The 26779-nt window shown below is 45.5% G+C and carries 22 protein-coding genes and 1 pseudogene; 12 read left to right on the top strand and 11 right to left on the bottom strand.

The annotated features are described in order from the left end of the window. The first annotated feature begins 199 nt into the window (after positions 1-199). Positions 200-634, top strand: coding sequence for an NAD(+)--rifampin ADP-ribosyltransferase (arr, locus tag QUA77_RS24790; RefSeq protein ID WP_333063817.1), 435 nt, complete (start codon positions 200-202; stop codon positions 632-634). Between the two features lie 309 nt (positions 635-943). Here arr and QUA77_RS24785 read toward each other — a convergent pair whose 3' ends face one another. Together QUA77_RS24785 and QUA77_RS24780 are read right to left on the bottom strand one after the other, a co-directional pair. Next, entirely contained in the window at positions 944-1396 is a 453-nt protein-coding gene (locus tag QUA77_RS24785; protein WP_333453121.1) for a DUF732 domain-containing protein, read from the bottom strand. 155 nt (positions 1397-1551) lie between these two features. Further along, positions 1552-2892: an alkaline phosphatase PhoX gene (locus tag QUA77_RS24780; RefSeq protein WP_333453119.1), complete on the bottom strand. Its 1341-nt coding sequence runs from the start codon at positions 2890-2892 to the stop codon at positions 1552-1554. Between the two features lie 1049 nt (positions 2893-3941). Here QUA77_RS24780 and QUA77_RS24775 point away from each other — a divergent pair. The 3 genes from QUA77_RS24775 (at position 3942) to QUA77_RS24765 (ending at position 7034) form a co-directional block, all read left to right on the top strand. Next, positions 3942-5306 (top strand): P-loop NTPase fold protein, encoded by a 1365-nt coding sequence (locus QUA77_RS24775; protein WP_333453117.1) that lies wholly within the window; start codon positions 3942-3944, stop codon positions 5304-5306. Between the two features lie 175 nt (positions 5307-5481). Next, the gene (locus QUA77_RS24770) at positions 5482-6495 is read left to right on the top strand and encodes a shikimate dehydrogenase (protein WP_333453115.1); all 1014 of its coding nucleotides are present in this window, start codon (positions 5482-5484) and stop codon (positions 6493-6495) included. A 107-nt stretch (positions 6496-6602) separates the two neighbouring features. Further along, positions 6603-7034, top strand: a complete 432-nt coding sequence (locus QUA77_RS24765; protein WP_190657424.1) for a hypothetical protein — start codon at positions 6603-6605, stop codon at positions 7032-7034. Positions 7035-7293: 259 nt separating this feature from the next. Here QUA77_RS24765 and QUA77_RS24760 read toward each other — a convergent pair whose 3' ends face one another. From QUA77_RS24760 to QUA77_RS24750, 3 genes are all read right to left on the bottom strand, one after another. Further along, the gene (locus QUA77_RS24760) at positions 7294-7581 is read right to left on the bottom strand and encodes a YggT family protein (RefSeq protein WP_333042371.1); all 288 of its coding nucleotides are present in this window, start codon (positions 7579-7581) and stop codon (positions 7294-7296) included. A 229-nt stretch (positions 7582-7810) separates the two neighbouring features. Then, on the bottom strand, positions 7811-8134 hold the full coding sequence (locus QUA77_RS24755) for a hypothetical protein (RefSeq protein WP_333042370.1): 324 nt from the start codon (positions 8132-8134) through the stop codon (positions 7811-7813). A 201-nt stretch (positions 8135-8335) separates the two neighbouring features. Further along, positions 8336-8710, bottom strand: a complete 375-nt coding sequence (locus tag QUA77_RS24750; RefSeq protein WP_333042368.1) for a YkgJ family cysteine cluster protein — start codon at positions 8708-8710, stop codon at positions 8336-8338. A gap of 350 nt (positions 8711-9060) precedes the next feature. Here QUA77_RS24750 and psb30 point away from each other — a divergent pair, with 350 nt between their 5' ends. Beyond that, the gene (gene psb30, locus QUA77_RS24745; RefSeq protein ID WP_015175616.1) at positions 9061-9201 is read left to right on the top strand and encodes a photosystem II reaction center protein Ycf12/Psb30; all 141 of its coding nucleotides are present in this window, start codon (positions 9061-9063) and stop codon (positions 9199-9201) included. A 121-nt stretch (positions 9202-9322) separates the two neighbouring features. Here psb30 and recJ read toward each other — a convergent pair whose 3' ends face one another. Further along, complete coding sequence (gene recJ / locus QUA77_RS24740) at positions 9323-11419, bottom strand: single-stranded-DNA-specific exonuclease RecJ (protein ID WP_333453112.1); 2097 nt, start codon at positions 11417-11419, stop codon at positions 9323-9325. Between the two features lie 371 nt (positions 11420-11790). On the opposite strand from recJ, the gene QUA77_RS24735 reads away from it, so the two are divergent. Then, on the top strand, positions 11791-12696 hold the full coding sequence (locus tag QUA77_RS24735; RefSeq protein ID WP_333453110.1) for a bestrophin family ion channel: 906 nt from the start codon (positions 11791-11793) through the stop codon (positions 12694-12696). A gap of 73 nt (positions 12697-12769) precedes the next feature. Here the strand turns inward: QUA77_RS24735 and lnt are convergent, their stop codons facing one another. The 3 genes from lnt to QUA77_RS24720 form a co-directional block, all read right to left on the bottom strand. Further along, positions 12770-14506 (bottom strand): apolipoprotein N-acyltransferase, encoded by a 1737-nt coding sequence (lnt, locus tag QUA77_RS24730; protein ID WP_333453123.1) that lies wholly within the window; start codon positions 14504-14506, stop codon positions 12770-12772. Positions 14507-14693: 187 nt separating this feature from the next. Continuing rightward, complete coding sequence (psbA, locus tag QUA77_RS24725; protein WP_333259921.1) at positions 14694-15776, bottom strand: photosystem II q(b) protein; 1083 nt, start codon at positions 15774-15776, stop codon at positions 14694-14696. Positions 15777-16325: 549 nt separating this feature from the next. Continuing rightward, complete coding sequence (locus QUA77_RS24720; protein WP_333071428.1) at positions 16326-16673, bottom strand: histidine triad nucleotide-binding protein; 348 nt, start codon at positions 16671-16673, stop codon at positions 16326-16328. Positions 16674-16906: 233 nt separating this feature from the next. On the opposite strand from QUA77_RS24720, the gene QUA77_RS24715 reads away from it, so the two are divergent. Both QUA77_RS24715 and QUA77_RS24710 read left to right on the top strand, forming a co-directional pair. Then, the gene (locus QUA77_RS24715; RefSeq protein ID WP_333453108.1) at positions 16907-18436 is read left to right on the top strand and encodes a YifB family Mg chelatase-like AAA ATPase; all 1530 of its coding nucleotides are present in this window, start codon (positions 16907-16909) and stop codon (positions 18434-18436) included. A gap of 810 nt (positions 18437-19246) precedes the next feature. Beyond that, positions 19247-20632 carry a hypothetical protein gene (locus QUA77_RS24710; RefSeq protein ID WP_333453106.1) on the top strand — a complete coding sequence of 462 codons (1386 nt, stop codon included), beginning with the start codon at positions 19247-19249 and terminating at the stop codon, positions 20630-20632. Positions 20633-20996: 364 nt separating this feature from the next. On the opposite strand, the gene QUA77_RS24705 is transcribed toward QUA77_RS24710, so the two are convergent. Together QUA77_RS24705 and QUA77_RS24700 are read right to left on the bottom strand one after the other, a co-directional pair. Next, the gene (locus tag QUA77_RS24705; protein WP_333188172.1) at positions 20997-21839 is read right to left on the bottom strand and encodes a hypothetical protein; all 843 of its coding nucleotides are present in this window, start codon (positions 21837-21839) and stop codon (positions 20997-20999) included. 586 nt (positions 21840-22425) lie between these two features. Then, on the bottom strand, positions 22426-22824 hold the full coding sequence (locus QUA77_RS24700; RefSeq protein ID WP_333453105.1) for a DUF4342 domain-containing protein: 399 nt from the start codon (positions 22822-22824) through the stop codon (positions 22426-22428). Between the two features lie 398 nt (positions 22825-23222). On the opposite strand from QUA77_RS24700, the gene QUA77_RS24695 reads away from it, so the two are divergent. The 4 genes and pseudogenes from QUA77_RS24695 to QUA77_RS24685 all read left to right on the top strand — a co-directional run bounded on the left by QUA77_RS24695 (position 23223) and on the right by QUA77_RS24685 (position 26639). Beyond that, a complete protein-coding gene (locus tag QUA77_RS24695) occupies positions 23223-23348 on the top strand; it encodes a hypothetical protein (protein ID WP_333453103.1) in 126 nt (41 codons plus the stop codon). Positions 23349-24256: 908 nt separating this feature from the next. Continuing rightward, positions 24257-25741, top strand: a complete 1485-nt coding sequence (locus QUA77_RS24690; RefSeq protein WP_333453101.1) for an ATP-binding protein — start codon at positions 24257-24259, stop codon at positions 25739-25741. Between the two features lie 541 nt (positions 25742-26282). Further along, a pseudogene (locus tag QUA77_RS29420) lies at positions 26283-26447 on the top strand (helix-turn-helix domain-containing protein); the annotation flags it as partial. A 24-nt stretch (positions 26448-26471) separates the two neighbouring features. After that, positions 26472-26639, top strand: coding sequence for a hypothetical protein (locus tag QUA77_RS24685; RefSeq protein ID WP_333453099.1), 168 nt, complete (start codon positions 26472-26474; stop codon positions 26637-26639). The last annotated feature ends 140 nt before the right edge of the window (positions 26640-26779 follow it).

Genomic DNA, 26779 nt, shown 5'->3' with positions numbered 1-26779 from the left:
AACGCCTTAAGTTTAACTCCAATTATGCTGCTTAATGTTTTGTTACATAAATATGTTTTTTCCCGCCTACCTACTTAGCTACTCAGTCGGAGGAAGCGCAGGCTGAATCGAAATCGGCAACGGAGTGGCTCAAGACTCAAGAAAAACAGCCTGCTGAGGTGTAGTAAAAGAAAAGACATTCACAAAGAATATAACGACAATGATCACAAACAGAAGTGAGGACAAGTCAATAGACCTAAGTTCACAAAGGTTCTATCATGGCACTAAGGCAAATCTGAAGCAGGGAGACCTGATTGAACCCGGCTTTAATTCAAACTACGGTAAGAGGAAGAAGGCATCCTATGTCTATCTAACCGCCACCTTGGATGCTGCTATTTGGGGAGCTGAACTTGCCTTGGGCGAAGGACCAGACAGAATTTATATAGTACAGCCGACTGGTCCGATTGAAGATGACCCCAATTTGACGGACAAGAAGTTCCCTGGAAACCCAACAAAGTCATACCGTTCTCGGAATCCGCTACGGGTTTGTGGTGAGGTTACAGATTGGCAGGGACACACCCCAGAACAGCTCAAAGCCATGAAGGAGCATCTTGAGCGACTTAAGCAACTTGGTATTGAGGCAATCGAGGATTGAGCAAAAATGTGAAAATAAAGTCGCAATTCACTTTTACCCGCGAGGGGATTAAAACTTTATAGACTTATTGAAATGTGTAAAATTCTAACATCCGTTTGATTTTTAGCAACTGTCTTTGATATTTCCCAAAAGCCAGCCAGATACAATTGTTAACAGCCTATGCAGGTTGGAGGACAAGTGTCAAGCGATTTTCTTTCACCCGATCGCCACAGTAACCCCCCCCAGCTCGCAGAGGCAATCAGAGCCACAGCTCCTACTTCTGAAGCGCCAGTAATGGCAGAGTCGATCGCCCCACTCAAACTTCCTTGCTCAGTCGTCAAACTCAGGGCAGTAATATTTAGGAGCCAGAGCGTTAAGCGCATCAACTTCAGCATTGCCTTGAGGTTGCAGCAAGTCGATCGACATTCCCGCACTGAGCGCATTACATATCCCGCGCGCACGTTCGATAGCAGCTTGGGGATTTCGCTGAACGCGAGACAGGGCATCGGATGAGGCTGAATTGAGCCGTTTGCTCAACGATCGTTGATAACTATTAAGAAAGGCCTGGTCATTTGGCTGTAAAGCGATCGGGCGGCCGCTGCCACTACTTCCACAAAGCTTACCTAAGTCGATCGTTCGACCATCACTCCTCTGTATATAGCAAACGTAATCAACGGGTATTTGAGCGACTGAACGACTAGATTGACAGAGGTCAACGCCAAAGGCGATCGACACCATTAACAGAGTATAAAACACTCGTTTCGACTGGCGGACATATTGCACGACTATTTAAACTCCCACAAACCGTTAAACTTTCATAAGCTTATAGAGAACCCACACCGGATGTTGCCACAATCCGGCGTGATTCTATTCTGCATAGTCCGAACATAAGAGCGTTTTACAGGCAAATAAAATGCTCGCACTATAAGGCAATAATGTTATGCTCCTCGTTGAGACTTCCAAGGGCCCCAAATGGCAAACGTGATGCCTGGGGTTTGGATATTAACGAACAAAGTTTGACCATCCGGCGAGAAGCAGGCTCCGGCAAACTCGCTATCGTTGATAGCATTTTTTGCCAGACGATACAGTTCCCCGTTGGGAGTTACGCCCACCACAAACTGCTCATCAGCGCCATCTTCGCAAATGATCAGATCACCATAAGGTGCCACAACAATGTTGTCAGGACCATCGAGTTCCTCAGCCGATTTAGCCTCAACAAAAAGTTCGATCGTATCTTGATCGGGAAGATAGCGCCAAACCTGACCAAATCCGTTGGGTCTGCCATTAGCATCAACAGAGCCACCGTTTGTACAACAGAAATAAACTTCACGATTGCCGTACCAGATGCCTTCCCCACGAGCAAACTGGGCAGCACCTTTACCGAAACCTTCGACCCGTACCGTATCCGTAGCAGGGTCAGGATTGTCAATTGTCACCCATTCCACTGGCATCGGTTGACCCTTGCGAAAGCCTGCAAAAGTCTTTGCCTGCGGCATATTCTTAATCTTCAGCGCTTGCAGAGTGCCCCCGGCGCTTAAATTGTTCCGTTGAGATGGGATAAAGCGATAGAAGAGGCTATCTCTTTGGTCTTCAGTCTCGTAGACAATTCCGGTTTTGGGGTCGATGGCTACCGCTTCATGGTTAAACCGTCCCATCGCAACTAAAGGTACGGGATTCACAGGAGTTGTTGCTTGAGCCGGCACTTCAAAGTTGTAGCCGTGAGATTTCGATACATTTCTCGCATCGTTTGGTCTAGGTCTATTAGTCGCCGGCGTCGAGACATCCTCCTCGCAAGTAATCCAAGAACCCCAAGGGGTCGGGCCGCCGGCACAATTTCGATAGGTGCCGGTAAGCGAAGCGTAGTGCTTGATGAGCTGACGATTGGGTCCAACCTGTAGTGTGGTTGTCCCTCCTTTGCAAAGAGGATCGTAAGGATTTGAACCCACAACTTGTGTTGTAGAATTCGGACTCAGTTCGTGATTGCGAACCAGAATCACCGTGTTTTGGGGACCTGGGAAAGCCGCCATGCCATCGTGACCACCGGGCACAGGGGAACCGTCGCTCATCATTTCGCCCGTTCGTGAAAAAGCCCGATACTGAAACCCACGGGGTAAATCTAACAACTTATTCGGATCGGGTACGAGGGGCCCATATCCTCCTCCAAATACTGATTCACCATTCGCCTTTTTGGTATACAGCGCTTGTAGAGGAGACATCATCAAAGTGCCAGCAGCACTCGCTCCTGCTAAGGTAAAAAACTTTCTTCGTGATAGTTGCATGAGCTTTTCTGGTGAATTAAACAAAGCATACTAAACCTGCATCAAGAGCAAGATAAGGTTGGTTTAACTTCTGATTAAGGTGGTCTCATAGCTGTTTAAAGTCAATCCAGCGGCTCGTAATTGGGCGACCACCTGATTCCAAATAAGACTGTAGGTGCTTTTACTACTGAATAGGAAGGCGCTGTGGTACTGACTGAAATAGTGTCGTTTTTGCGGGAGCCAAAATTAATTGAGCCCGGGGATAATTTTACGAAAATTCCTAATTTTTAAGTTGGCGTTCTGGCGAGCTACAGGCTCGTCACAGGCGACAACCCCGCTTCGGCAGCAGGTGTCGGTCACAAAATGGTAGAATTGATAAAAAATAAGTAGAAAAAAAATCACGCCTAGAAACCCGGTTTCTTAAACAACACCTTCACATCTATAGCAATCCTAAATCATTTGTGAATTTCTTACTCCCTCCCCTTAGTAAGGGGAGGATTGGGGTGGGGTAAAAAAGTTACGACTCCTGCAAGGATTGCTATAAGTCACAAGGCTCTAAGAAAGTAGGTTGGTTGAGGCACTCGTACCCAACGCCATCAATTTGAGATTTTAGATTTTAAATGTTTGCTCCCATCTAAAAACTCAAATCGCCAATCTAAAATATGTTGTTGGTTTCGCTTCACAAGATCCCAACCTACTGGGAAAATGGCGAATGTATTATTAAAAAACCAGGTTTCTAGATACCTAATTACTACCTGTTTTTTTCGGTTAACCGTACTCCAAAATCCACTTTGAGCCGAGAACATTACTGCCACATTTTCGTCAGTGATGTAAATGAAGTCGCGCTCGCTGTACAACGATGAATTACTTAGTTGTGAGAGGTATTAGTGAATTCCATTCATTCCAAATACGCAAAAATTAAGTATAATCTTTTAGTGCTGGTTTAGGGATGTACCAAAATATTGACCGCCCCGTCAAACAGCAGGATAAACGGGCAACTTGTTCGGATTAGTAAAATAGCTAAATGAATAAGCTATTAGGGCATAATGTTGTGAAAGATGGAACAGGGTATGGAACTAAATTTACAGAAATTTTATAGCGCCTGCAATCCCAGCTACACCCTGGCAGTAGCAAATCAACAAGACCGACAATACTATATCGATTTCTCTTCAGTGCGAGGCGGCACAATCGTCGAACAATTGGAGCGCACCATCAGCCGTCTGTCCCCCGATGCACCTACCTGTCAATTATTCACCGGTCACATCGGCTCTGGTAAATCAACAGAATTGCTGCGGCTGCAAGCTCAATTGCAGCAACAAGGATTTCATGTTGTTTACTTTGAGTCGAGTAAAGATTTAGACATGGCAGATGTAGATATCACTGACATTTTGTTGAGCGTTGCTCGTCAGGTGAGCGAAAGCATCGAGAAAATGAAAATCAAGCTGCAACCGACGGGTTTTAAAGCTTTGCTCAAAGGGGTTGCTGATGTTTTTCAAACTCAAATAGACTTGAGCGCTGAAGCTAATGTCCCTGGTTTTGGGGAAATAAATGCCAGCACGGAGGGAGAATTTTCTCTGGCGTTGGGAATTGGCAAAATTACTGCTAAGGCGAAAGATGCTCCGAATCTGCGATCGGAGTTGAGGCAATATTTGGAGCCGCGAACTAACGTAATTTTAGATGCGCTTAATAAGGAGTTGCTGGAGCCGGCTAATCAAGAACTCAAACGCCAAGGGAAACAAGGACTTGTAGTAATTATCGACAATCTCGATCGCATACACCTGTGCGCGAAACCGACGGGGCGGCTTCAGCCGGAATACCTGTTTGTCGATCGCGGTGAACAGTTGGCAAGACTAAATTGCCACGTCGTGTATACAATTCCTTTGGTGCTGATTTTCTCTAACGATTTGGGCCAGTTGACCAATCGATTTGGGGTAGATCCGAAGGTTTTGCCAATGGTGCCGGTGCAGTTGAGCGATGGTTCTGAGTGCTCTGAGGGTGTGGAATTGCTGCGGCAGATGGTTCTGGCGCGGGCTTTTCCGACGGTGCATCCTTCGCAGCGCTATGCTTTGGTAGGCAAAGTTTTCGACTCTGCCGAAACTCTCGATCGCCTGTGTCGAGTCAGCGGCGGTCATGTCCGCAATTTGCTGCAACTACTGTATGGCTGTCTGCAGAAACAAGACCCTCCTCTGTCGCGGGAAACTTTGGAAAATGTGATCATCCAGCGCCGCCACCAGCTTACTTTGGCGATCGAACCGGAGGAGTGGCAATTGCTGCGCCAAGTATCCGCTACCAAAACTGTGAACGGGGAAACTAAATACCAAATCTTGCTGCGTAGTCTCTGGGTGTTTGAATACCGTTACGGCGAGGATTATTGGTTTGATGTCAATCCGATTTTGGCTGACGCCAAAGAGTTTCGGCAAACAGTTGAGAATTGAGAGTTGACAGTTAACAGTTGACGGTTTACAGTCACTCGGCGAGGAAAATCGCTTTTGAACCAACGAATTTCACTGCTAGCCGACGAAAGAATAAGGGCCCAACTGTAGCAGGATCTGGTATGAAATAACAAAACTAAACCGTTAACAGTCAACTCTCAACACTCAACTAACAAAAATGATTAAAGGCACTACTAAACTGCTGGGAGTAATTGGCCATCCTGTCGAACATTCTCTGTCGCCGGCAATGCACAATGCTGCTATTTCCCACTTGGGAGTCGATTTTGTTTACTTGCCGTTTCCAGTAAAACCAGGGGATTTAAAAGCTGCTCTTGCAGGATTTGCTGCGATCGGCGTTCGCGGATTTAGCATCACGATTCCGCACAAACAAGCAATTTTACCGCTGCTGTCGGAAGTTTCCCCGATCGCCCGAGCGATCGGCGCAGTCAATACCGTATACCTGACTGACAAAGGTTGGTGCGGCACAAATACTGACGTTGAAGGCTTTCTCGCGCCGCTGCAAACCCCCCCAACCCCCCCTTACCAAGGGGGGGCTAAAGACCCGACCTCTGGCTTAGAAAGGGGCAATACGGTTGTTGAATTTGATTCGGCTCCTTACGAAACACGGGCTGTTGAATCCTGTCTCCCCCCTTACCAAGGGGGGGCTAGGGGGGGTTCCGATTGGAGTCAGAAAGTAGCGGTCATTTTGGGGAATGGCGGGGCGGCTAGGGCTGTTGTGGCTGGATGCGCTCAATTGGGATGTCCAGAGATTCACGTTGTCGGCCGCAGCGAACAAAATTTAGCGGAATTTCAGCAGAGTTGGGTCAATTCTCCGATGCCCGTGCATAATTTGCAGGTGCATACTTGGGAGAATTTGTCAATGTTAATCTCGCAGGCAGATTTGTTGGTGAACACGACGCCTGTGGGGATGTATCCGCAGGGGGAAAAGTCGCCGGTTGTGGCTGGTGAGCTCGATCGAATTTCAGCAGGGGCGATCGTCTATGATTTAATTTACACCCCTAATCCTACCCAGTTTCTCAAAGATGCGAAGCTTCGGGGAGCGCGAGCTATTGACGGACTCGAAATGCTAGTTCAACAAGGAGCAGCCGCCTTAAAAATTTGGCTGGATAAAGAATCCGTCCCAGTCGATGTGATGCGCCAAGCCTTGCGACAGCATTTAGGTCTAGACTAATGCCATTTCTTCAAAAAGTAGCTGTAGTTTTCAGAATTCCTATAAGTAGGAATTTGAGGCTGAATTCGCGCTAAGCTGAGAATTAAAATATACTTGCCCCGCCATTTATGAAATTTCGAGCTATCAGCCTTTTTTTTGCTACTTGCCTAATCGGAATTTTTAGTTTGGTATTTACTCCACCTGCTTGGGCTCTGACGCAGATTAAACTTTCCGACCTTTCTTATCGCGAATGTCCGGCAGAAATGGGAGAAGGAACAGTCACCAGCGGCAGTTCTATGGAAGCTACCTGCTTTTTGATTACTGGGAAAGCTGAAAATAGCACCGGCAAACCAGTTGTGAATGCCGATATTTTCGGCCGCATTTATGATGCCGACGACAATCCGGTGATGCAAAACCGCACTCGCTTGGGTTCTATAGAAGAAGTTCCTCCCGGAGTTAGCGATTTTCAGCTCAGAATTTCGGTTGCCGCCAATCAACGAACACCTTTGAAGCTCAAGCAATTTAAAGCTACAGGTTTTACTGGCGTGGTTCGCCGCTAACGAAACTCTTTGAGATTTTAGATTGCTGATTTGAGATTTTGGGTTGGCTGCCCGTGAAACCGCGAGGCAGTTTTGGATTGTAGATTTGAGATTTGAGATTGTTGAGTGGCTGGCAATTTCTCATTTCTCATGTACGATGAACTCCCCAGCTTTTCAACCGGGGAGTTCATCTAAAAATCTCAAATCTAAAATTTAGTTGCCTGCAGCTACGTCTGCCAAACAATTTACGCTCGATGCTTAAAAACTTAAGCTTTTCAAACTACAAGGATGTTTGCAAGCTGGTCAAAAGATTGATCAAGAATTCCGAGCCGAACTGAAGTACAAAAAAAGCAATCAGTGGCGAAAAGTCAATCCCTCCCAAGGGGGGGATAATCGATCGGAATAGATTCAGGTAAGGATCTGTTAACTGACTCAAAATCGAAAACGGGGGGTCGTACCAATTGATATTCGGGAACCAGCTTAATAGCACCCGAAAAATCATTAGGGCTACATAGATTTGCAGAAAGGTGGACAGCGTGGTTGCCAAAAGGCCTATGGAATAACTCATATATTCTCGTTGAAGTTTGAGTAAAGTTTACAGACACTTTAACTTAAAGTTTAGCATAGGTGGGGGAGAGGGGTAGCATGAGGCTGTTTACGGGCGGGCTAGAAGAGTAACGGCACAATAAAATTCACTCTTGGCTTCACAGGCCTGAAAGGCCTGTGAAGCGAGAATGGTGCAAGATGTCAGTAGCGCGCATTGATCTGCCCGACTAATCTAAAATCTTAAAAAGGAGTTAGGAGTCTTGAGGGATCGAACCCTCGCTGCCCGGCGCCGGCGCGTTGCCGTTTACGTCGCCGAGTTGCAGCCGCACGTCATCTATTGCCTGATTAAGCTGGGCAATTTTATCTTCTAAACTCAGCCTTGCTACTTCCATGCTGTCGGCTTCGAGTTGGCTGGCTTTCCTCTGGCGGATTTTTCTGGTTTTTGCGTCTGAAGGTTCATTCAGCAAAGCTTCAGCAGCGCGCCGCGACAGCACCGCACCCAAAACTGCACCCACCAAGCCGCCAACTGCAGCTCCGGCAATAAATCCCCCTGTAAAACCCTCTCGATTACTCATAGCTCAACTCAACTACGCGATATTTCCTTGATTTGTTTATTTTGACACTCTACCGGTGAGAAACTGGGAGATTGTTAGTGGTGAGGTAGTAGGCGTTGCCCCATTTGAGGAGGATGGTTGTGGGGTGTCCCGCCTGCTGTGAAAATACACGCCTTCGGGATCAGGGGCCCATCCCCCAAAAAAATCAAAATTATCCCGCAATTATGAAACACCGTCAGGTAAGGCGAGAATTCCGACTTCAGAGTTAAAGCGGATCATTTCCAAAGATCGATCGCCATAAAGATCTTCAATGTGCTCCAAGCAGCACTCGATCGCGAAATCGTTCAATTGGGCCGGCTCAACGCCGTACATTTCCTGAAACACCTCTGAGTCTACCCGACAAAAGCGCGGTCGATCGGCGTAGATTCCGCATTCTCGCGTCGCTCTGTCAAAATTGATACACCAACCGTCCTCTCCGACTAAGCTCAAATAGAGCGCTAATTCGTCTTCAGATAAATACTCGTCTAAGTCTGGGCGCTCTGTTGGGTCGAGGTAACAACAAGCACCGCACTGCTTTACGCAACGCCAAGTAGCCATAGTTTGATTTTAGATTTTAGATTTTAGATTTTAGATTTTAGATTCGGAGCATTATGTGGAAAATGCCAAACTTTAGGAGATTGGGGCTCTTAAAGTATATCAATTGCCAGCGCCGGAGACGGAGATTCCGAAGGGGCGGTTCGATTTTAGATTTTAGATTTTAGATTGGGGGCACTTTCCGGGAAGGGGCATCAAGTCTCTGGTTTCCTGTGACTGAGAGGTCGATCGTAGTTTACATTTTGTTGAATTTTGTAAAGTTCCTTAAAAAATATGGTCGATCGCCCGGTAAAATCAGAAGCGGATTTTCTAATTCAACAATCTAGACTTAATCACTACAGTCAGGAGGACAAATGGACTTTATAACCGATCTTTTCAGTGGTCTGGGTGGTGTAGACTACCAACTCATTGTTCAGGTAGCTTTACTCGCAGCCGTCGTGCTTTCTGGCCCGATCGTGATTTTTCTCTTGGCAGCTAAAGGCGGCGACCTGTAATTATAGCACGCTCCGGGGCGATCGAGAGTTGGGAGTTTTGAGTTTTAAATTATTCAAAATTCACAACGCTCGCTCGCCAATTTTCCATGATGCACGAAATTTTTTATCAAATACCGAGTTATCAAATACCCAGGGCGTGTTTAGCAGTTTGAATCAAATTCTCAAAAAAAGGTAGAGATACATCGACTTCTCTAGCATCTTTGCGGGAGTTACCTAACAAACCGATGTTTTGTCCGGGTGAAACAGCCAGAACTTGCCCTTGAGAGTTGCGAATTCTCAATTCCTCGATCGAGCCTGCAGGAGACAGACTGCAAGAATAAGTGCGATCGCAATAATCAAACTCAACTTTTCCGAACCTCTGTGGCCTGGAAGTAGCAGCATTTGCCGGTAGCCGAACGCCCAACAATTCTAACTCAACCGATGTCTTGCCATTAAAACTATTTTCCCGCAATCGGTAAGCAATATCAACCCGCCGAGGCAAAGGAAAATATTCCCCCCAACGCCAAGCAATCGCCTTCACACTAGCCGATACATTTCCATCTTGAGTTGCAGTTAGTTTAACGTGACCTCCTTTACCAACAATTTTCTGTTCAGTTATGCAAACATTAGGCGTCCAAAATACAGGAGCCTTATTTTCAATCCCGCAAGGTTCCAGAGCATCAATTTGTCGGTAAAGGTCGAGATTAATCTCAGCCAAATCCGCTCGCACATCTACTGAAACCAGCGGCTTGAGATGTTCCGGCTGCAAACATTGATTGGCAAAAATTGACAGTTGATTGCGGAATTGTTCGAGATTATCCGCCGGCATCGAAAAACCGCCCGCCGCTTTGTGTCCGCCAAATTTAGTTAATAAATCCGCGCAAAAATTCAGCCCGTCAAATACATTAAACTCAGGAATTCCCCTCGCCGATCCCCGGACAATTTTATGGGCGACCGTCCCTACAGCCTCGTTTTCGTCAGCCTCATCCTCAAAAGTACCAATAAACACAGGTACGCCGTAGCGTTCCACCAACCGAGAAGCTACAATCCCGATCACCCCGTGGTGCCAACCCGGTTGCACGACAACTAAAACTCGTTCTTGCTGCAAGTCTATTGCCTTTTCCTCGCACCAAGCAATTGCTTCCTGCTCAATTTCCTGGCATAACTCCTGCCTGCGCTGATTGATTTGTTCGCACTGCATCGCATTTTTCAGAGCCAATTCGCGATCGTCCGTAGTCAGCAACTCTATCACAATTTGAGGGTCAGCCAGCCGCCCCACAGCGTTAATCCGGGGCCCAAGCCTAAAACCAATATCTTCTGGCTTTAAGGAATTCTTAGTTTTATTTTGCGAGTTGAGAATTGAGGGACTTTCCGCACTTCCCGGCTGCACTCCCGCCACCTGAATCAAAGCCTGAATACCCGCCAATTGCGAGTGAGGCAACAGCCGCAAACCACGCTTTACCCAGCGCCGATTAACTCCTGTCAAAGGTGCTAAATCCGCAATAGTTCCTAAAGTAAATAACTCCAGCAGCGGATTCACCAACCCGCCCACTTTCTGCAGATCCTGAGCCAAAGTAATCGCCAAAACATAAGCAACGCCTACGCCAGCCAAACCGCGATAGGGTGAAGATTCCGCAATTAATTTCGGGTTGAGAATAGCATCTGCAGGGGGCAGTTTTGGCGGCAAATCGTGGTGGTCTGTAATAATAACTTTGACACCGAGTTCTCGCGCTCTGGCAACGGGGCCGTAGGCTGCAATTCCGTTGTCAACCGTGAGAATGAGAGCGACACCTTCCGAGTGAAATTCTTCTACAATGCGATCGTTAATCCCATAACCTTCTCGCATCCGGCTCGGAATAGCATAATCTACATTCGCGCCCAGAGCTCTCAGAGCTCGCAGCAACAAAGCCGTGCTCGTCATCCCGTCAGCATCGTAATCGCCACAAATCGCAATTTTTTGCCCTCCCGAAATCGCCTCCCGCAACAGTTTGACACTCGCAGCCAAATCGGGAAACTCATCCATTGGCGCGGGTAAAACCAGAGATTCCGGTTCGATAAACCCTTGCACTTCTTTCAGAGAGTCGATGCCCCGGTTAATCAGTACCTGTGCCAGCAAGGGCGACAAACCGATTTCAGCGGCAAACTGTTCGGCTTGCTGTGGTTGAGGCGAATAAATTTGCCACCGTTGGTTTGGCAATCGGTGAAAATGCGGGGGCACAGATGTCGGTAGCTCTTGCACGGAAGCTGAGGTTTAAAGATACATAGTTAATCTTACCGAATTAAGTCACTACGTCAATCAATTGTAGATTGTAGATTTTAGGTTTTAGATTGAGCGTAAAGATGAGTTTTTTGGGTAAAATCCAAAGGTTGTTTGTAGGAAAGCTTTTTTCGGAATCTGTCACCGCACCCAAATAGGGATACAAGCGCTGACAGCAGTCGTGGAGACCAAAAAATTTTAGACCAAAGTTCAAACCTTCGAGATTTATCTGTGGAGTCTATCTAAAATCTCGAATCTCCAATCGACTGGTGGCAGCCGAAGAACTAAGTTTACCCGGCATTTGCACTGCCCGCGCTAGGGCGGGGCTAATTTAATTTAATGAGGAGACTTTCATGAGTGGTGATCGACCACCTTGGTTTAAAATTGCATTACAGGTTCGGGGGTCTGTCATTCCCTCAATTTTGCCCCGCGTTTTGCTGTGCGGTGGCTTTGGAGTTTTTATTTCCCTGCTGCACTTTTTTAAGTTGCCGGTGTCCATGCCCATTTTGTCGAGTATTGTACCGAGTATTGTCCTGGGTTTACTGTTAGTTTTTCGGACAAATACAGCCTACGAAAGATTTTGGGAAGGTCGAAAAATGTGGGGAACTTTAGTCAACAACGTCCGCAATTTGGCGCGCCAAATCTGGGTAGCCATTGAGGAAAAAGACCCGCAGGATATAGATCTAAAAAAGTCAGCCCTGCGCCTGTTACCTGCCTTTGCAGTGGCGATGAAACTGCACTTGCGGCAACAATCAGTCAATCCAGAGTTGGAACCGTTAATGTCCCCAGCGCAGTACCACAAGCTCAAATCAATGAATAATCCGCCCCTAGAAATTGCCTTTTGGATTGAGGATTATATGCACGAGCAGTACGAGCGCAATTGCGTGGATGTTTATCAGTTAACTGGTATGAATGAGTTGCTAAACTCTATGATTGATGTATTAGGCGGCTGCGAGCGGATTTTGAAGACGCCTATCCCTTTGGCTTACGCAATTCACCTCAAACAGCTATTGTTGCTTTACTGTTTGGCACTGCCCTTTCAAATGGTGAAAGATTTGAGTTGGGGAACCGGCGCAGTTGTGGCTTTAATTAGTTTTACTTTGTTCGGCATCGAAGAAATCGGCATTGAAATAGAAAATCCCTTCGGACACGATGCCAATGATTTGCCTTTGGACAATATTTGTGCTGCCATGCAGCGCAACATCGAAGATTTAATTTCTTTATCTCCTAGCGTTCACGAACACGTGAAAGATAAGTAAAGTCATTCGATTTTAGATTTTAGATTTTAGATTTTAGATGGGTAGATAAAATCTAAAATCTAAAAGCTTGGGGTTAATTTTTAACAATAAACCGCATTAACCCAGCCAATACTAACAATACAGGTGTCAGCCAATCTCCCCAGCGCACGTACAAAGTCCGAGTTTGCCGCCGATAAATAGTAGCATCCCGGACTTCATAGGTATTAATTCCCGACTTCCAAACCGTCTCGCCGCGAGGATTTACAAAAGCAGAGTAACCCGTATTAGTTGCGATAGCTGCCCATCTATCCGTCTCAATTGCTCGCATTACATCGAGAGCATGATGTTGATCCAACATGGGCGGTTTGTAATGGGCATTGTTGGAAGCTGTGATCATAAATTCGCCTCCATTCGCCGCCTGATATCGGAAATTTTCCGCAAACGCCGAATCGTAACAAATTCCGACAATGGCGCGCCCAAAGGGCGTATCAAACAATTGTTGAGAATTGCCGGGCACTAAATGAGCATCTAAGGGAGAAAGCCGATTAATAATTCCGCCTAAGATTTCGTAAAAAGGGATATATTCGCCTAAAGGCACTAGCTTTAGTTTATCGTAGCGGCCGACAATTTCTCCAGTGCGATCGATCGCCAATAAGCTGTTAGTGATACTATTCTCTTGCTGTCCGAATCCTCCAACCCAAGCCACAACGCCGCGTTCGAGAATAGCTTGGTAAAAAGAAAGAGTAGAACGTTGATACTCGTTTGTCCAGATAAAAGGTAAAGCCGTCTCTGGAATTAACACAGCATCAACTTTCGTATCTGCTAACTGTTTGTATCCAGTTGTGTAACCTTCCAAAGCGCGCCCCCAGCCCCCTGAATCAAACTTAATCTCGTTAGGAATATTGCCTTGAATAATGCCAATCTTTAAAGCGCTTGCAGGTTCTTGATTTAAAGGGCGGTTGTATAAGCTCCATCCTGCAATATGCAAAACTAAACACAAACTAGCAGGCAAAATATAAGCAATCCAATTATTCCTTCTTCCTTCTTCCTTCTTGTTTTTTACTTCAATAAAAGCTTCGGCGATTAAGCCATTTACTGCTACAAGAGCGGCTGTTACTGCGCTGGGCCCGGAGAGTTGACCGAGGTGTAATATTGCTAAGTTGTGTGGGCTTTGCGTATATGATAGGGATGTCCACCACAGCGAACCTGTACTCCAAATACTTTCTAAGGCGCACCACAAAGCTGTGCCAATTAAAACGCGAGTTAATGCTAAAAATTGAGCTTTATCCCCCCCAGCCCCCCCTTGTAAAGGGGGGGAGTTAAGAATAAGAATAGGATTTTTGCCTGGTAAAGTGAGGGAGTTGACAATTACAAATAGCCACGCCCAAACGGTGACTAAGGCGGCTCCCCAGAGGGTGATGAATGCCCAGCAAAAAAGTGCGATCGCCAAACTCGGCCACCAAGGAACTCCCAACCAAGTCATCGGGTGAATTCCCATAATCCAAGATAAAGCTAATCCGTGATAGCCAATTCCCCAGAGTGAAGGAAGAAGGAAGTTCGGCAACGGATTCTGTAACGGATGTAACGGATGGATGTTGAGGAAAGAAGGAAGAAAGAGAAATTTTTGTTTTTGTTCTTCTATTTTTGGCTTTTCATAACTAACAACCAAAATCCACAGGGGAGCTAATGCTACCCAAGCCAATAGCCAAGCATTTACTGGTGCGGTTGTCAATGCCATCAAAATGCCGCTGAAAAATGCGATCGCCCAGGCTAATGTTTTGGATTTATGAACCACGAGTTTTTCAAATTTGTGCCTGTTAAATATCGCCACTTTGATGATTGCCAAAAATAATAATTCCTAATTAATATATCAGATTAATCCGGAAGAAGGAAGCTGGGCAACGCGCAGGGTATGGGATTTAACGGATTTAACAGAAAAAAATCTCTCAAATTCTACTTGCCAAAACAAAAAGCGCCCCTATTTCTAGGAGCGCTTTTTGTTAAATCAAAAGCTAAATTTAGCCGTTGATAGAAGGAGCAACCAAAGCTACGGGAGTTGTTTCACCAGCAGCCAAGTCGAGAGGGAAGTTGTGAGCATTGCGCTCGTGCATTACTTCCATACCCAAGTTAGCGCGGTTGATCACATCAGCCCAAGTGTTGATGACGCGACCTTGCGAGTCGATAACCGATTGGTTGAAGTTGAAACCGTTCAAGTTAAACGCCATCGTGGAAATACCCAAAGAGGTAAACCAGATACCGACAACGGGCCATGCACCTAATAAGAAGTGCAAAGAACGGCTGTTGTTAAAGCTCGCGTATTGGAAGATTAACCGACCGAAGTAGCCGTGGGCTGCAACGATGTTGTAGGTTTCTTCTTCTTGACCGAATTTGTAACCGTAGTTCAAAGATTCAGTTTCGGTTGTTTCACGAACCAAAGAAGATGTTACCAAGGAACCGTGCATGGCGGAGAACAGAGCACCGCCGAAGACACCAGCAACTCCCAACATATGGAAGGGGTGCATCAGGATGTTGTGCTCGGCTTGAAACACGATCATGAAGTTGAATGTGCCGGAGATACCCAAGGGCATACCGTCAGAAAAGCTGCCTTGTCCGATCGGGTAAATCAAGAATACTGCGGTGGCTGCTGCAACTGGTGCAGAGTAAGCGACGCAGATCCAAGGACGCATACCTAAGCGGTAGGACAGTTCCCATTCACGACCCATGTAGCAGAAAATGCCAATCAGGAAGTGAAAAACTACCAATTGGTAGGGGCCGCCGTTGTACAACCATTCATCGAGGGAAGCAGCTTCCCAGATGGGGTAGAAGTGAAGCCCGATCGCATTCGATGAAGGAACAACAGCACCAGTAATGATGTTGTTGCCGTACATTAAGGAACCAGCAACTGGTTCGCGGATGCCGTCGATGTCCACTGGAGGAGCAGCGATGAAGGCGATGATGTAGCAGATGGTGGCGCTGAGCAAGGTGGGAATCATCAAGACGCCGAACCAACCCACATAAATGCGGTTTTCGGTGCTAGTTACCCACTCGCAGAACCGTTCCCAAACGTTGCCGCTTTCGCGACGCTGTACGGTTGTTGTCATTTGGTTTATGATTGCTTAATTGAATTTTCAAGGTTCGTTGTGGGGATGCCCCACGCTTATATTAGTAACACCATTCACTCTAGTTTGCCAAGGGATTACTGCTGACAATTTAAACATTTTACAAACTTTTACAATAACTTGATATTTCGTAAATATTTGTAGTTTTTTACAAAGTAAAATTACAGATTCAACGGGTTACATACAGCGACCACAAGAACAGAATCTATTGCCTGTAGCTTGGTTCAGCAGTTCAAACACATTATTTTTGTTCAGGTCGATTCTCTTTGTACTTAAATATTTCTTAATTAGGTCGTGAAGAGATGATTTTTAATATTTATTCACATATAACAGGTGGATTCTGCGAGGGTAAATTTGTATCGGGAGAATACTGAAAACCAGGTTTATCGTGCGATCGGGCTGCATTCTCAATAATCTCCAATCAACCGGGTTTATTGACGAAAAAAGAAACCCGGTTTCTGAAGCGCTGGGCAATAGAAATCAACAGGGTTTCTGAGGATGAGTCCGCAAGTTCGGCGTAAAAATTAGTCTTTAGCCTGGGGGCCAGTTCATCTGCCGTCCGCCGAGAATGTGAAGGTGCAGGTGGTCTACAGTTTGGCCACCGTCGCTCCCGCTATTAATGACGACGCGATAGCCGTTGCTAAGTCCGAGTTGTTCTGCTACCCGCTTGACAGTCAGCAGCAAGTGTCCCATGAGAGCATGATCTTCCGACTCGGCATCGGCTAATTTGGCAATAGGCTGTTTGGGAATGACGAGGATGTGGACGGGTGCTTGCGGATGGATATCTCTGAACGCGAGGGCCAAGTCGTCCTCATAAACGATGTCTGCGGGAATTTCTTTGCGGATGATTTTGCTGAAAAGCGTTTCTTGAGTTGTCATGAGTGTTAACGAAGTTCGGCAACGAGCAATGTACGGGATGTAATTGATGTAACGGATGTAACGGATGTAACGGATGTCGGGAAGAGGGAAGAGGGAAGACCCAGCAGGAGAGAAGGAAGATGAGAAAAAGAAGAGGCAAGGAAAAGTTTTTCTTGCCTCTTCCGATATTCATTAGTCATTGTTAATCATAATAGATGATGAATCAAGGACAGGCAAATTAAGGATAAAGAAAAATGCTTGCTAGGGTGTGGAGTGCATCGATCGTTGGAATTGACGCGGTAAAGGTTGGTGTTGAGGCTGATGTGTCGGGGGGGCTACCGAAAATTGTGGTTGTGGGGTTGCCAGATTCTGCGGTGCAAGAAGCTAAAGAAAGAGTTAAGGCTACGCTAAAAAATTCGGGATATGGTTTTCCGATGCGGAGTATTGTGATTAATTTGACTCCGGCGGATTTGCGGAAGGAGGGGCCGAGTTTTGATTTGCCGATCGCCATTGGCATTTTAGCAGCATCGGAACAAGTCAGCGCTGAACTTTTGGGAGATTATTTGTTTTTAGGGGAACTTTCTTTAGATGGGAGTTTGCGGCCTGTGGCTGGGGTTTTGCCGATCGCCGCTGCTGCTCAAAAAATGGGTATTTCAGGGTTGGTTGTACCGGCTGGTAACGCGCAAGAAGCGGCTTTGGTGCACGGAATATCTGTTTATGGTTTTGAGAATATTTTTGCAGTTACTGATTTTTTGAACAATCCTGAAGCTTATTCGCCTGTAGAAGTAAACGGTCGAGAAGAGTTAGCAAAAACGCGGTTTCCGGGTTTAGATTTAAAGGATGTAAAGGGGCAAAATCACGCGCGGCGGGCTTTGGAAATTGCGGCTGCGGGGGGACACAATTTAATTTTTGTGGGGCCGCCAGGGAGCGGTAAGACTATGTTGGCGAGGCGTTTGCCGGGTATTTTGCCGCCGCTGACTTTTGATGAAGCTTTGGATGTAACTCAGATTCATTCGGTGGCGGGGTTGTTGAAGGATAAGGGAAGCTTGGTGGGCGATCGGCCTTTTCGCAGTCCTCACCATTCGGCATCTGGCCCTTCTTTGGTAGGTGGCGGCAGTTTTCCGCGTCCGGGTGAAATTTCTTTAGCACATCGTGGCATTCTTTTTTTGGATGAATTAACTGAGTTTAAAAGAGATGTTTTGGAGTTTTTGCGACAACCGCTGGAAGATGGTTATGTGACGATTTCTAGAACTAGACAATCGGTGATGTTTCCGGCTCAATTTACATTAGTGGCAAGTACGAATCCTTGCGCTTGCGGTTATTACGGCGATTCGCTCCAACAGTGTACTTGTTCGCCGCAAAAGAGGGAGCAATATTGGGCAAAACTTTCGGGGCCTTTGATGGATCGGATTGATTTGCAAGTGGCAGTTAATCGTTTGAAACCCGAAGAAATTACGCGACAGCCGACGGGGGAAGAGTCGGAACCGGTGCGGGTGAGGGTGCAGCGGGCGCGAGAGCTCGCAACTCGCCGTTTTCAGTCGGAATCTAGTTTGCGCTGTAATGCGGAAATGCAAAGCAGCCATATTAACAAATGGTGTCAGTTGGATGAGGCTTCTCGGAATTTATTGGAGATGGCGATTCGGAAGTTGGGGCTGTCGGCGAGGGCTAGCGATCGCATTTTGAAGGTTGCTAGAACTATTGCTGATTTGTCGGGGGATGAAAGCTTGAAAACGAATCATGTGGGGGAGGCGGTGCAGTATCGGACGCTCGATCGGATGCAGTAAGTCAGCAACGGCTCAAAAGACACAATAACCCGAGCCCCGACTTCTTAAAGAAGTTAGGGATCTAACAGTTGATTCGGCGATTTAAATCATTTCTAAACCTACGAAGTCCCAGCAGAGGGGGACTAAGGGGTTAAGGGCGTATTTAAGCTCGATTGATGTTGTCCAATTATTTAATTGAGCCAGTGAAACGCCCCGATGTTCCTATGTTTATTGTCTGATTGTGTGCTGCATGGTGCCAGGATCACTGGTGACAGTTGCGTAAGTTCTGTTAGTGTTATATTGGGGGAAGCGACAGCAAACCAAGGCAGCAGTTAAAGTGGCGATCGAGGAAGCTTTAGACCAAATGCCCGAAAGCTAATCAACAGAAGTGTATCAGCGCAAATATCAAGAGTTTTATCAGCACGTCTACGAATCTTATTCTGAGGCCACACGCAGTATCTATACCACCGCAGCTTGAAGCTGGTGTCAATGCCACCCACCCCCAGCTTTTGTCAAAAATCCCTCATAATTTCATCAAAAATTAATCAATTTTTTACCCACTTTTTGTCATTTTTACTGTAATTTATGATACCGATCACCCAAGTTGCGCGAATCTTCACAACGGCAGAATTTTTAATATTTAATTTCCCGCTCTCGCTCTCCCTCGCTCTCCCTCCCTCTTCCTCCCTCTTCCTCTTTCCCTGGCCCCCTCTCCCTGTATCACCCTAAAATTTAAGATTTTTGAGTGACGAATCATGGCACGATCGCAGCGCGTTTTGATACCATGCAATCAAGCGCAAGACAATCAGGGAATGCACTGGAGGTGTGTAAATGGAGCTTTTGGCAGAACAAAAACGGTGCTTGGATTGCTTGGTAAGCTCGATCGAGCAATTGGGAGGTCGAGTAGACATTCCAAAGCTGGAGCAGATAGCTGAGCTAATCATTCAAACGATGAGAGGGCCTTGGCGCTACTTTCACACGTCGGAACACATTTTTGAGGTCGGGGGGTCAGTCGATCCGATCGAGGTGCTGGCTGCGCTGTTTCACGACCTCGTGTACGTGCAAGTCGATCAGGGCGTTAGTTTCAATATTAGCAGCGCCCTTTGTCCTTTTGTCAAAGAGGTGCGATCGCAGTTAGTTATTAGAGATGAAACTGAACTGCCCGACGATGCCATGTATCACCTAGTGGCCTCAGTCTTTGGGTTTATTCCCGGCAAGACTCTCTCTCCGTTTGCCGGCCAAAACGAATTTTTGAGTGCCGTTATTGCTGCCAAATCTTTGGAGCCTTTTTTGCCAGCTAGTACGATCGCTGAGATAACAGCTTGCATTGAGGCTACTATTCCTTTCCGCCCGGTTTCGCCCAGTGGTTTGAGCGCGATCGAACTTTTGCACGAGCGTTTGGTAAGTATAAATCGCGATTTTAACTTTGGATGGAGCAATGGCCAAACCGTAGAAATTGTCAAGCGTGCTGTCAGGTTAGCAAATAGAGATGTCGAAAATTTTGCCTCTCGAAATTCCTCTAATTTCTTAGACAATACCTGGAATTTGATGCCAGAAACCAACCACGAGTTGACCAATGTTAATTCCTATACTGTTGCCGGATATCGCAGGTCTCTGCAAAAAATGGAAGGATTTTTGAACTTCCTCAAACCCGAACTGGTTTTCCAGCAGTTTAGGCAAGAGCCGGACGATGAAACCTACGCTAACCTGATTGCCCGAACTCGCAAAAATATCGAAGTTGCTAAACTTTATCTGGGGGTCAAGCTAATTACCATCGCCATTTTAGAAGCTCTTTCCTATCGTTTGGGGCGCGATATTCCGCTTTCAACTATGATGGGAGAATTACGCACACCAGGATTTAAAACCTCGGTTTTGGAGGATTACTTGCCCAACCGACAGAGCGCCTACCCCTTAGACAGTCAGTTGCAAAGAGAAGTGTTAGACCTGCTAGAAATAGGACGCAATCAAGAATCGCGCTATGATATTAAAAACTCCCCGGTTTCTACGTTTATTATCAAATCTATCGGCTTTGCTGAAACAGAAAACTTTTTGAAGAAAGCTCAAGAGTTTTTTGCAGATCCTACTTCCTCGGAAGAGTTTCTCTCTTGCTGCGCTCCCGATGTCATCGAGACCATCTCCTCCGGCGTGATGAAACTCTTTGACAGCAGGAAGACGGCTTTAGGGAAAGTTAAATTAGTTCACCAAACTGTTTCTTAGGATAGGTTGGCACAATCTTAAAACGTTTTCCATCGCACAAACCCGGTTTCTTGAGTTCAGCCACAATGTCCGGTTAGTCTGAGATGTTGCACCATTCTCAATAACCGGATCTGGGACCTGTTCCACAAAGAATTAGTTTTCTTTTGGGGAGTAGGGGTTGGGCAGGAGATCCCGCCTATAGCAGGCTTATTGATAATGGTGCAAGATTTCAGTTTAAACCATAAAAAAAAGTCCTCTTTAACTCAGATGTTGCACCATTTTCAATTAGCCTGTTCTTGAGAATGGTGCCAGATATCACCTTTAAAGGACTTTAGCTATCAGTCTGAGGTTTGAACCTCTGGCGGACTAATTCGACATCCAACTTCTATTGTGGTGAACCAGTCGCACCCTCTGCGCCGGAGTTGCTCTCAGGTACAGCGGTATCCGTAGGATTAGAATCGCTCCGGCTTTCGGTATTAGTTTCGCCGCTCGTACCTGCTCCAGGAGCGCCCTCATCTTGAGTTGGAGATGGAGTAGCTGAACTCTCAGGTGCTGGAGTTGATGGAGTGGAATCTGGCTCATTCTGCGGAGTCGGAACCGTAGTATTGGTATTATTTGACGACGAAGATGGAGACGGCGCTGCTTCCTGAGCGGGTGCATCTTGCTGCTGTGAATTTGGAATTGTAATATTGATATTGGGAGCCGGACTTGCTTGAGGAGCGGGATTTGCCTGTTGAGCTGGACTTGGTTGAGGAGCGGGATTTGCCTTTTGAACAGGAGATGGTTGAACCGGAACCGGAACAATCTTTTGAATGATCGTTTTTTCTCTCTCTATAGTCCGAGTCGGAGCTGGTGTTGCTGAAGGCTGATTCGCTTTCGGTACAACAATCACAGGAGCAGCAGTAGGAGTAGGAGCCTCCTCACCCCGATTGAAGTAATATACACTGCCCAGAACTAAGCCTGTCAAAGAAGCAAGAAGAATCCCTAACAGTAACCCGCGACCAGCATTCTGGTTGTCGCGGACTTCTTGGACTCCCAGTTGGCGGTGGTTTTCCGCCATTTCACCCTGTACATAACCTTGGTGATGAGCTGCTTCTTTAGAAGGCTTCCCCGTTGTACTCGGAACACTTGTAGTAGTTCGCGTTGTACTGACGTGACCGTTAGTTGCATCAGTGTGAACTTCTTGATGAATTTCACGGCTAGAGCTATTTTCTTCGTTAGGTTTCATAATTATCTTCGCCACAACTATTCAAAAAATATTTGTCTGTAGGAGATGCTCTGGTTTGAAAACTTGAGCTAAGCTGTTGAGCATTTAAATCGCTTATTTCGATTTACTGTCAAGATTCAAGTGTAAGCGTTGGGTGTTTTGCTCATGAGTTTAAATGCTTAACAGCTTTCGGCTTAGGGAGTTTAGAGAACTTTTGGTTTTTCCTTCATTTGTATCCAATCTAACTCGTTAAGGTATTAACCAGGCTCTACCCGCAGAGTGATTCCCAAGTCCCCAAAGGCATAGGATTAGCCGGACTTCAACAAAGAATGTCGGCTAAATGAGTTATTTATAATGCTTGCTGTGCAAGCATCATAGAACTCCTAAATTAGTCGTAATTTTTTACGACTCATTTAGGAGTTCTATATTTATAAAGCCCGTTTGTGATTGAAATGTGTTTAAGTCCGGTTAGATAGCCACAATTAAGTTTTTAGTAACAAAGACAAGTTTTTTCTCATCTATCAAGAGAGGATAGTCGTACTCACTACCAACAAGCTTTATTACGGGATATTAACCGGACAGGAGCCTTACTAACAACTGAATTTTTTTATTCTGTTCTTTCAATGATGATGGTCATGTGAGCTACTAATGCACCTATCGCTCCTACTGCTGCAATGACTGGAAACAATGCCGCACCGATGACTCCACCGACTACTCCCACCGTCAGAGGAACTTCTACTAAGATCCGTCCCTCTTCATTTTTGATAATGATGCGGCGGATATTTCCTTCGTGAATCAATTCTTTAACTTTAGTAACCAAATCGTCGCCATTAATTTTTACCTCCTCGACGCTAACTTTTTCCTGAGTATAAGCAGGGGTTTCTAAAGGAGTCGTTTCAAAATTAACGTCAGCAACTTTTTGGGCAGAAACTTTTTCAGATACAGGTATTGATTCCAGCTCTCTTGTCCCAACTGGTTCTTGTGCGCGATCTGTAGGTGTGTCCATTTTTTGTTTTCCTTTTAGGTAAAAGTATTTTTGTATAGAATTATATTGAAATATAACACGCAACCTTTTTTGAATCAATCATTCTTTTGGGTGATCTTGCTGCTGCAGTCGTGATTTTCTGAAGGTATGATGATCAAAATTCTCTCACTCTCTCGCTTGTGGGCTTATCCCATCTGTCCCTATCTCCCTGTGCCGTTTAGTTAACTGTCTGCTTCTGGCCCTCGCACCGCCTAACCATTGAAAAAATTTGAATCCAGACAACGAAAGGATGAGAGCGACTTTCACACTCTCTGAGCCTCAGACTCAACAGGTGTACAGGTTGAAATACTGACATTGTACTGAAAGTACGATCGTCCCGCCGTGTATACAGTTACCACCTCTCGTTCGGGAAACCCCACATGGAAACCGTCGTTTACTTTCCTCAAATGTCAATTCAATTTAGCTCAGTGCGATCGCCAAATCAAACCCGCCCCCCCAAGGTTCCTCAAATCAACATCTTAGAGTTTCTAATGAGAATTGCCTAAAATCAAGGGGGAGGAGAAGTAATAATGCTCGAAATATTATCGCAACCAAACCAACTTCCTCAAAGTGAAGTGGAGGTTGGATAAATGTCGGGTAAAATACAATTATTTCATTGTGCTTCCTCTTGATTCTCCGTCTCCTATTTTCCAGCAATCGCATTTAAATATCAAGTTGGTGGCCCGACGGTACTTTTCGGGAAACTTTTAAGGCACATCAAGCGGATGTGTGGAATGTGAGTTTTAGTTGCGATCGCACAACTTTAGCATCTGCCGGGAAAATTTTCCTCGGTGAAGCTTTGGAGTGTCGATGCGGCTAAAGTATAAGCTGCCGAACTTGACAAATTGCTGGTCATCGGCTCTCCCTGGCTCGGAGACTACCTACAATATACAATCCCTGGGTTGAGTGCGATCGGCATTTGTGCAAAAAAACTGACAATTGAGATTTATTAGCAATTGCCGGAAACCTGTTTCGCCTGAATTTTAAAATCGGGCTATCTGTTGCGGATTTGTCGCTATTCTTGTCTTATTGTAATATAATTTTACGCAAGGGGTAATACGAAATGTACTGCCACAGGTCGCAGATGTCTATCAATCTGAACCAAATTAATGTCATCAAACATTAAAAATAGTTATGACTGTTATATTCCGATTAGTAAAATCTTGGATATATAAAATTCAATACATAGTCAGGTTTCAAAGGGGTGTCTGCTGTTAAATCACTCTAACCTGGAATATCGTTTCGGGGGACACCAGCATGATTTAAGGAAAAAAAAATCCTGCTGAATTAACTGGATTCCAGGGAGCAGAGGGAAGTTGATAACTAAGCTATAAAAAGAGTTAAAAACGCTGTCTAAATAGTAGGCAAGACTCCAGCACCCAACCGCAACTGCCAATTACCAAAGGAGGGAGCAGTGTATGAAACTGACGGGTTGAGTCCCCAGAAATCGCCGCTTGGTTTGCGATCGACTCTACAGGAATTAACTCTGTACGACTTTCTCCTAGAATCTGAGTGTCCGGGGAACGAAGTTGCTAAAATTTTTCAAGCAAACCCTTTAGTTCCCGGCATCATCATCACTCAGCAAGGAAAGTTTATAGGGATGATTTCGCGGCGGCGTTATTTTGAACACATGAGCCGCCCCTACAGTTTGGAGTTATTTTCTCAACAGCCTTTGTTCATACTCTACCGCTTTACTCAGACTGATATGTTGGTTCTCGATCGCGAAACCTCAATTATGACGGCAGTGCGGCAGTCTTTGGAGCGATCGCCCGAACTAATCCACGAACCAATTGTAGTACAAGTAGAACCAGAAATTTACAAACTTTTAGACGTACACCAACTGCTGCTTTCTCAGTTGCAAATTCACGAGTTATCAACCGTGGCTATGCGCGAGTCGCAAGCGCAATTGAGACATCAAGCCCAACAGCTCGAACTTGCCCTGCTGGAACTTCAGCGCACTCAAACTCAACTAATTCAAACAGAGAAAATGTCTTCTTTGGGGCAGTTAGTAGCAGGAGTAGCTCACGAAATCAACAATCCGATCGGCTTTATTTATAGCAATTTGCACCACGCTAAAGAGTACACGCAAGGTTTAATGCGGATGCTCGACATCTACCGACAGCACTGTCCCGAACCCATCGCAGCAATTGAAGCGGAAGCCGAAAAAATCGAACTCGATTATTTGCTAGAAGACTTGCCGAAAGTCTTAAATTCTATGCAGCAAGGTGCAGAAAGAGTGCGCGACATCGTTTTGTCGCTGCGGAATTTTTGCAGATTAGACGAAGCTGAAATGAAGCAGGTCAACATTCACGACGGTATCAACAACACGATTATGCTGTTGCAAAGCCAGCTTAAAGGGAAACCGGGGCAGGAGGCGATCGAAATTCACAAAGAATACAGCGACTTGCCGCTGGTGCAGTGCTATCCCGGACAGCTCAATCAGGTATTTATGAATATTTTACTTAATGCAATTTACGCTCTGGTTGAGTCTCATAAATACGAAAATGTCGATAAAAAAAACCCTCAAAATTGCCACTTAGGCGACCAAAATCAGTCTTGTACAACGACTCAATCCTCACTTCCTAAGTCTAGCCGCCTGATTCCTACGATTCGGATTCGCACGGAGTTAATTGAGAAAAAAAAGGTAATAATTAAAATTTCTGACAACGGCCCGGGGATGACAGAAGATGTTCGCAAGCGGTTGTTTGACCCTTTCTTTACTACTAAGCCTGTCGGCCAAGGAACGGGTTTAGGACTGTCGATTAGCTATGAAATTGTTGTCAACCAACACGGCGGGGGATTGAAGTGCTTTTCGGAACCGGGCAAAGGAGCAGAATTTGCGATAGAAATTCCACTTCAACAGTCTTCCCTAGCACATATTTTGCCTCGCTTTGCGTGATAGAACAGAAGGAAGATGGAAGATGGAAGAAGCAATATAAACTTAGGGACTCGGCTGTTGAAACCGCAGGGTAGACGCATCTTAACTTTAACCCCAAATATGCTACAGTTAGAGCCGACTAATTTTCTATGTAGTTTCTTGTAGTGTGGTGGTGCTAAGTAGTTATACAGAATTAATTACACAAATACATAGTAGAATGATAAGCTGTTGTGCATCTAATTTGAGAGTCAATTTTTCTACAATTATTGTGGAACGGGCATCCTGCCCGTCTCTGGATTCAATTTAAATGCGTAAAAGCTTATTCCAGGCAAAATTATGAGTTAATTACAATTTCATATAATGTTTATCAGGGAAATAAATCCTCTTTAGTCTAAGTTGCTAGAGCGAATTTATCGCCAAAGCAGACATCATCAGGTACGTCACGCGAGCACATTGCCTCATATTAGCTTCGCAAGGAGTAAAAAAAATAGAGTGGATGAATATTTTTAAAATAACTTATAAGACCTTCTATAACTGGTTCAATCGGTAGGAAGTAGAGGGAATAGTAGGAATTTATAATAAACCAGGAAGAGGTTCTAAGCCACTATTTAACGCTTCGCAAAAAGCCCAAATTAAAGAGTGGGCTAAACAAGAACCAAGGCAATTAAAAACGGTTAGCCAAAAAGTTCAAGAGGCCTGGGGCATAAGTCCTAGTCCAAACACAATTCAAAGAATACTAAAAAATCTGAAGATGAGTTGGCATCTCCTTCGTAAAGAAATGGCAGGAAAGCATTTCTCCCAGGAAGATCAAGATAAAAAAGCACAATTAGAAGAATTAAAGCGATTGGATGATGAGGGTCAAATTGATTTATATTACTTGGATGAAATGGGATTTTCTTTGATTCCTTGTGTTCCCTAGGGTTGGCAGGATATCGGAGAATATTTAACAATTCCTAGTCGTCGTAGTCAGCGAATGAATGTACTAGGGCGTCGGTTCAGTATTAGGAGTTGACAAAACAAACTGAAAATGATAGGTGAATTGAAAAGCCTGTTAAATTC

This window comes from Microcoleus sp. K5-D4, from assembly GCF_036704575.1.
GTDB lineage: Bacteria > Cyanobacteriota > Cyanobacteriia > Cyanobacteriales > Microcoleaceae > Microcoleus.
This window is presented reverse-complemented; position numbering and strand designations above follow the sequence as displayed.

Excerpts from the sequence above, each read along its gene's own strand:
- arr (WP_333063817.1), top strand. The coding sequence starts at position 200 with ATGATCACAAACAGAAGTGAGGACAAGTCAATAGACCTAAGTTCACAA.
- QUA77_RS24780 (WP_333453119.1), bottom strand. The coding sequence starts at position 2,892 with ATGCAACTATCACGAAGAAAGTTTTTTACCTTAGCAGGAGCGAGTGCT.
- QUA77_RS24775 (WP_333453117.1), top strand. The coding sequence starts at position 3,942 with ATGGAACTAAATTTACAGAAATTTTATAGCGCCTGCAATCCCAGCTAC.
- QUA77_RS24770 (WP_333453115.1), top strand. The coding sequence starts at position 5,482 with ATGATTAAAGGCACTACTAAACTGCTGGGAGTAATTGGCCATCCTGTC.
- QUA77_RS24765 (WP_190657424.1), top strand. The coding sequence starts at position 6,603 with ATGAAATTTCGAGCTATCAGCCTTTTTTTTGCTACTTGCCTAATCGGA.
- QUA77_RS24760 (WP_333042371.1), bottom strand. The coding sequence starts at position 7,581 with ATGAGTTATTCCATAGGCCTTTTGGCAACCACGCTGTCCACCTTTCTG.
- QUA77_RS24755 (WP_333042370.1), bottom strand. The coding sequence starts at position 8,134 with ATGAGTAATCGAGAGGGTTTTACAGGGGGATTTATTGCCGGAGCTGCA.
- QUA77_RS24750 (WP_333042368.1), bottom strand. The coding sequence starts at position 8,710 with ATGGCTACTTGGCGTTGCGTAAAGCAGTGCGGTGCTTGTTGTTACCTC.
- psb30 (WP_015175616.1), top strand. The coding sequence starts at position 9,061 with ATGGACTTTATAACCGATCTTTTCAGTGGTCTGGGTGGTGTAGACTAC.
- QUA77_RS24735 (WP_333453110.1), top strand. The coding sequence starts at position 11,791 with ATGAGTGGTGATCGACCACCTTGGTTTAAAATTGCATTACAGGTTCGG.
- psbA (WP_333259921.1), bottom strand. The coding sequence starts at position 15,776 with ATGACAACAACCGTACAGCGTCGCGAAAGCGGCAACGTTTGGGAACGG.
- QUA77_RS24720 (WP_333071428.1), bottom strand. The coding sequence starts at position 16,673 with ATGACAACTCAAGAAACGCTTTTCAGCAAAATCATCCGCAAAGAAATT.
- QUA77_RS24715 (WP_333453108.1), top strand. The coding sequence starts at position 16,907 with ATGCTTGCTAGGGTGTGGAGTGCATCGATCGTTGGAATTGACGCGGTA.
- QUA77_RS24710 (WP_333453106.1), top strand. The coding sequence starts at position 19,247 with ATGGAGCTTTTGGCAGAACAAAAACGGTGCTTGGATTGCTTGGTAAGC.
- QUA77_RS24705 (WP_333188172.1), bottom strand. The coding sequence starts at position 21,839 with ATGAAACCTAACGAAGAAAATAGCTCTAGCCGTGAAATTCATCAAGAA.
- QUA77_RS24700 (WP_333453105.1), bottom strand. The coding sequence starts at position 22,824 with ATGGACACACCTACAGATCGCGCACAAGAACCAGTTGGGACAAGAGAG.
- QUA77_RS24695 (WP_333453103.1), top strand. The coding sequence starts at position 23,223 with ATGGAAACCGTCGTTTACTTTCCTCAAATGTCAATTCAATTTAGCTCA.
- QUA77_RS24685 (WP_333453099.1), top strand. The coding sequence starts at position 26,472 with ATGAGTTGGCATCTCCTTCGTAAAGAAATGGCAGGAAAGCATTTCTCC.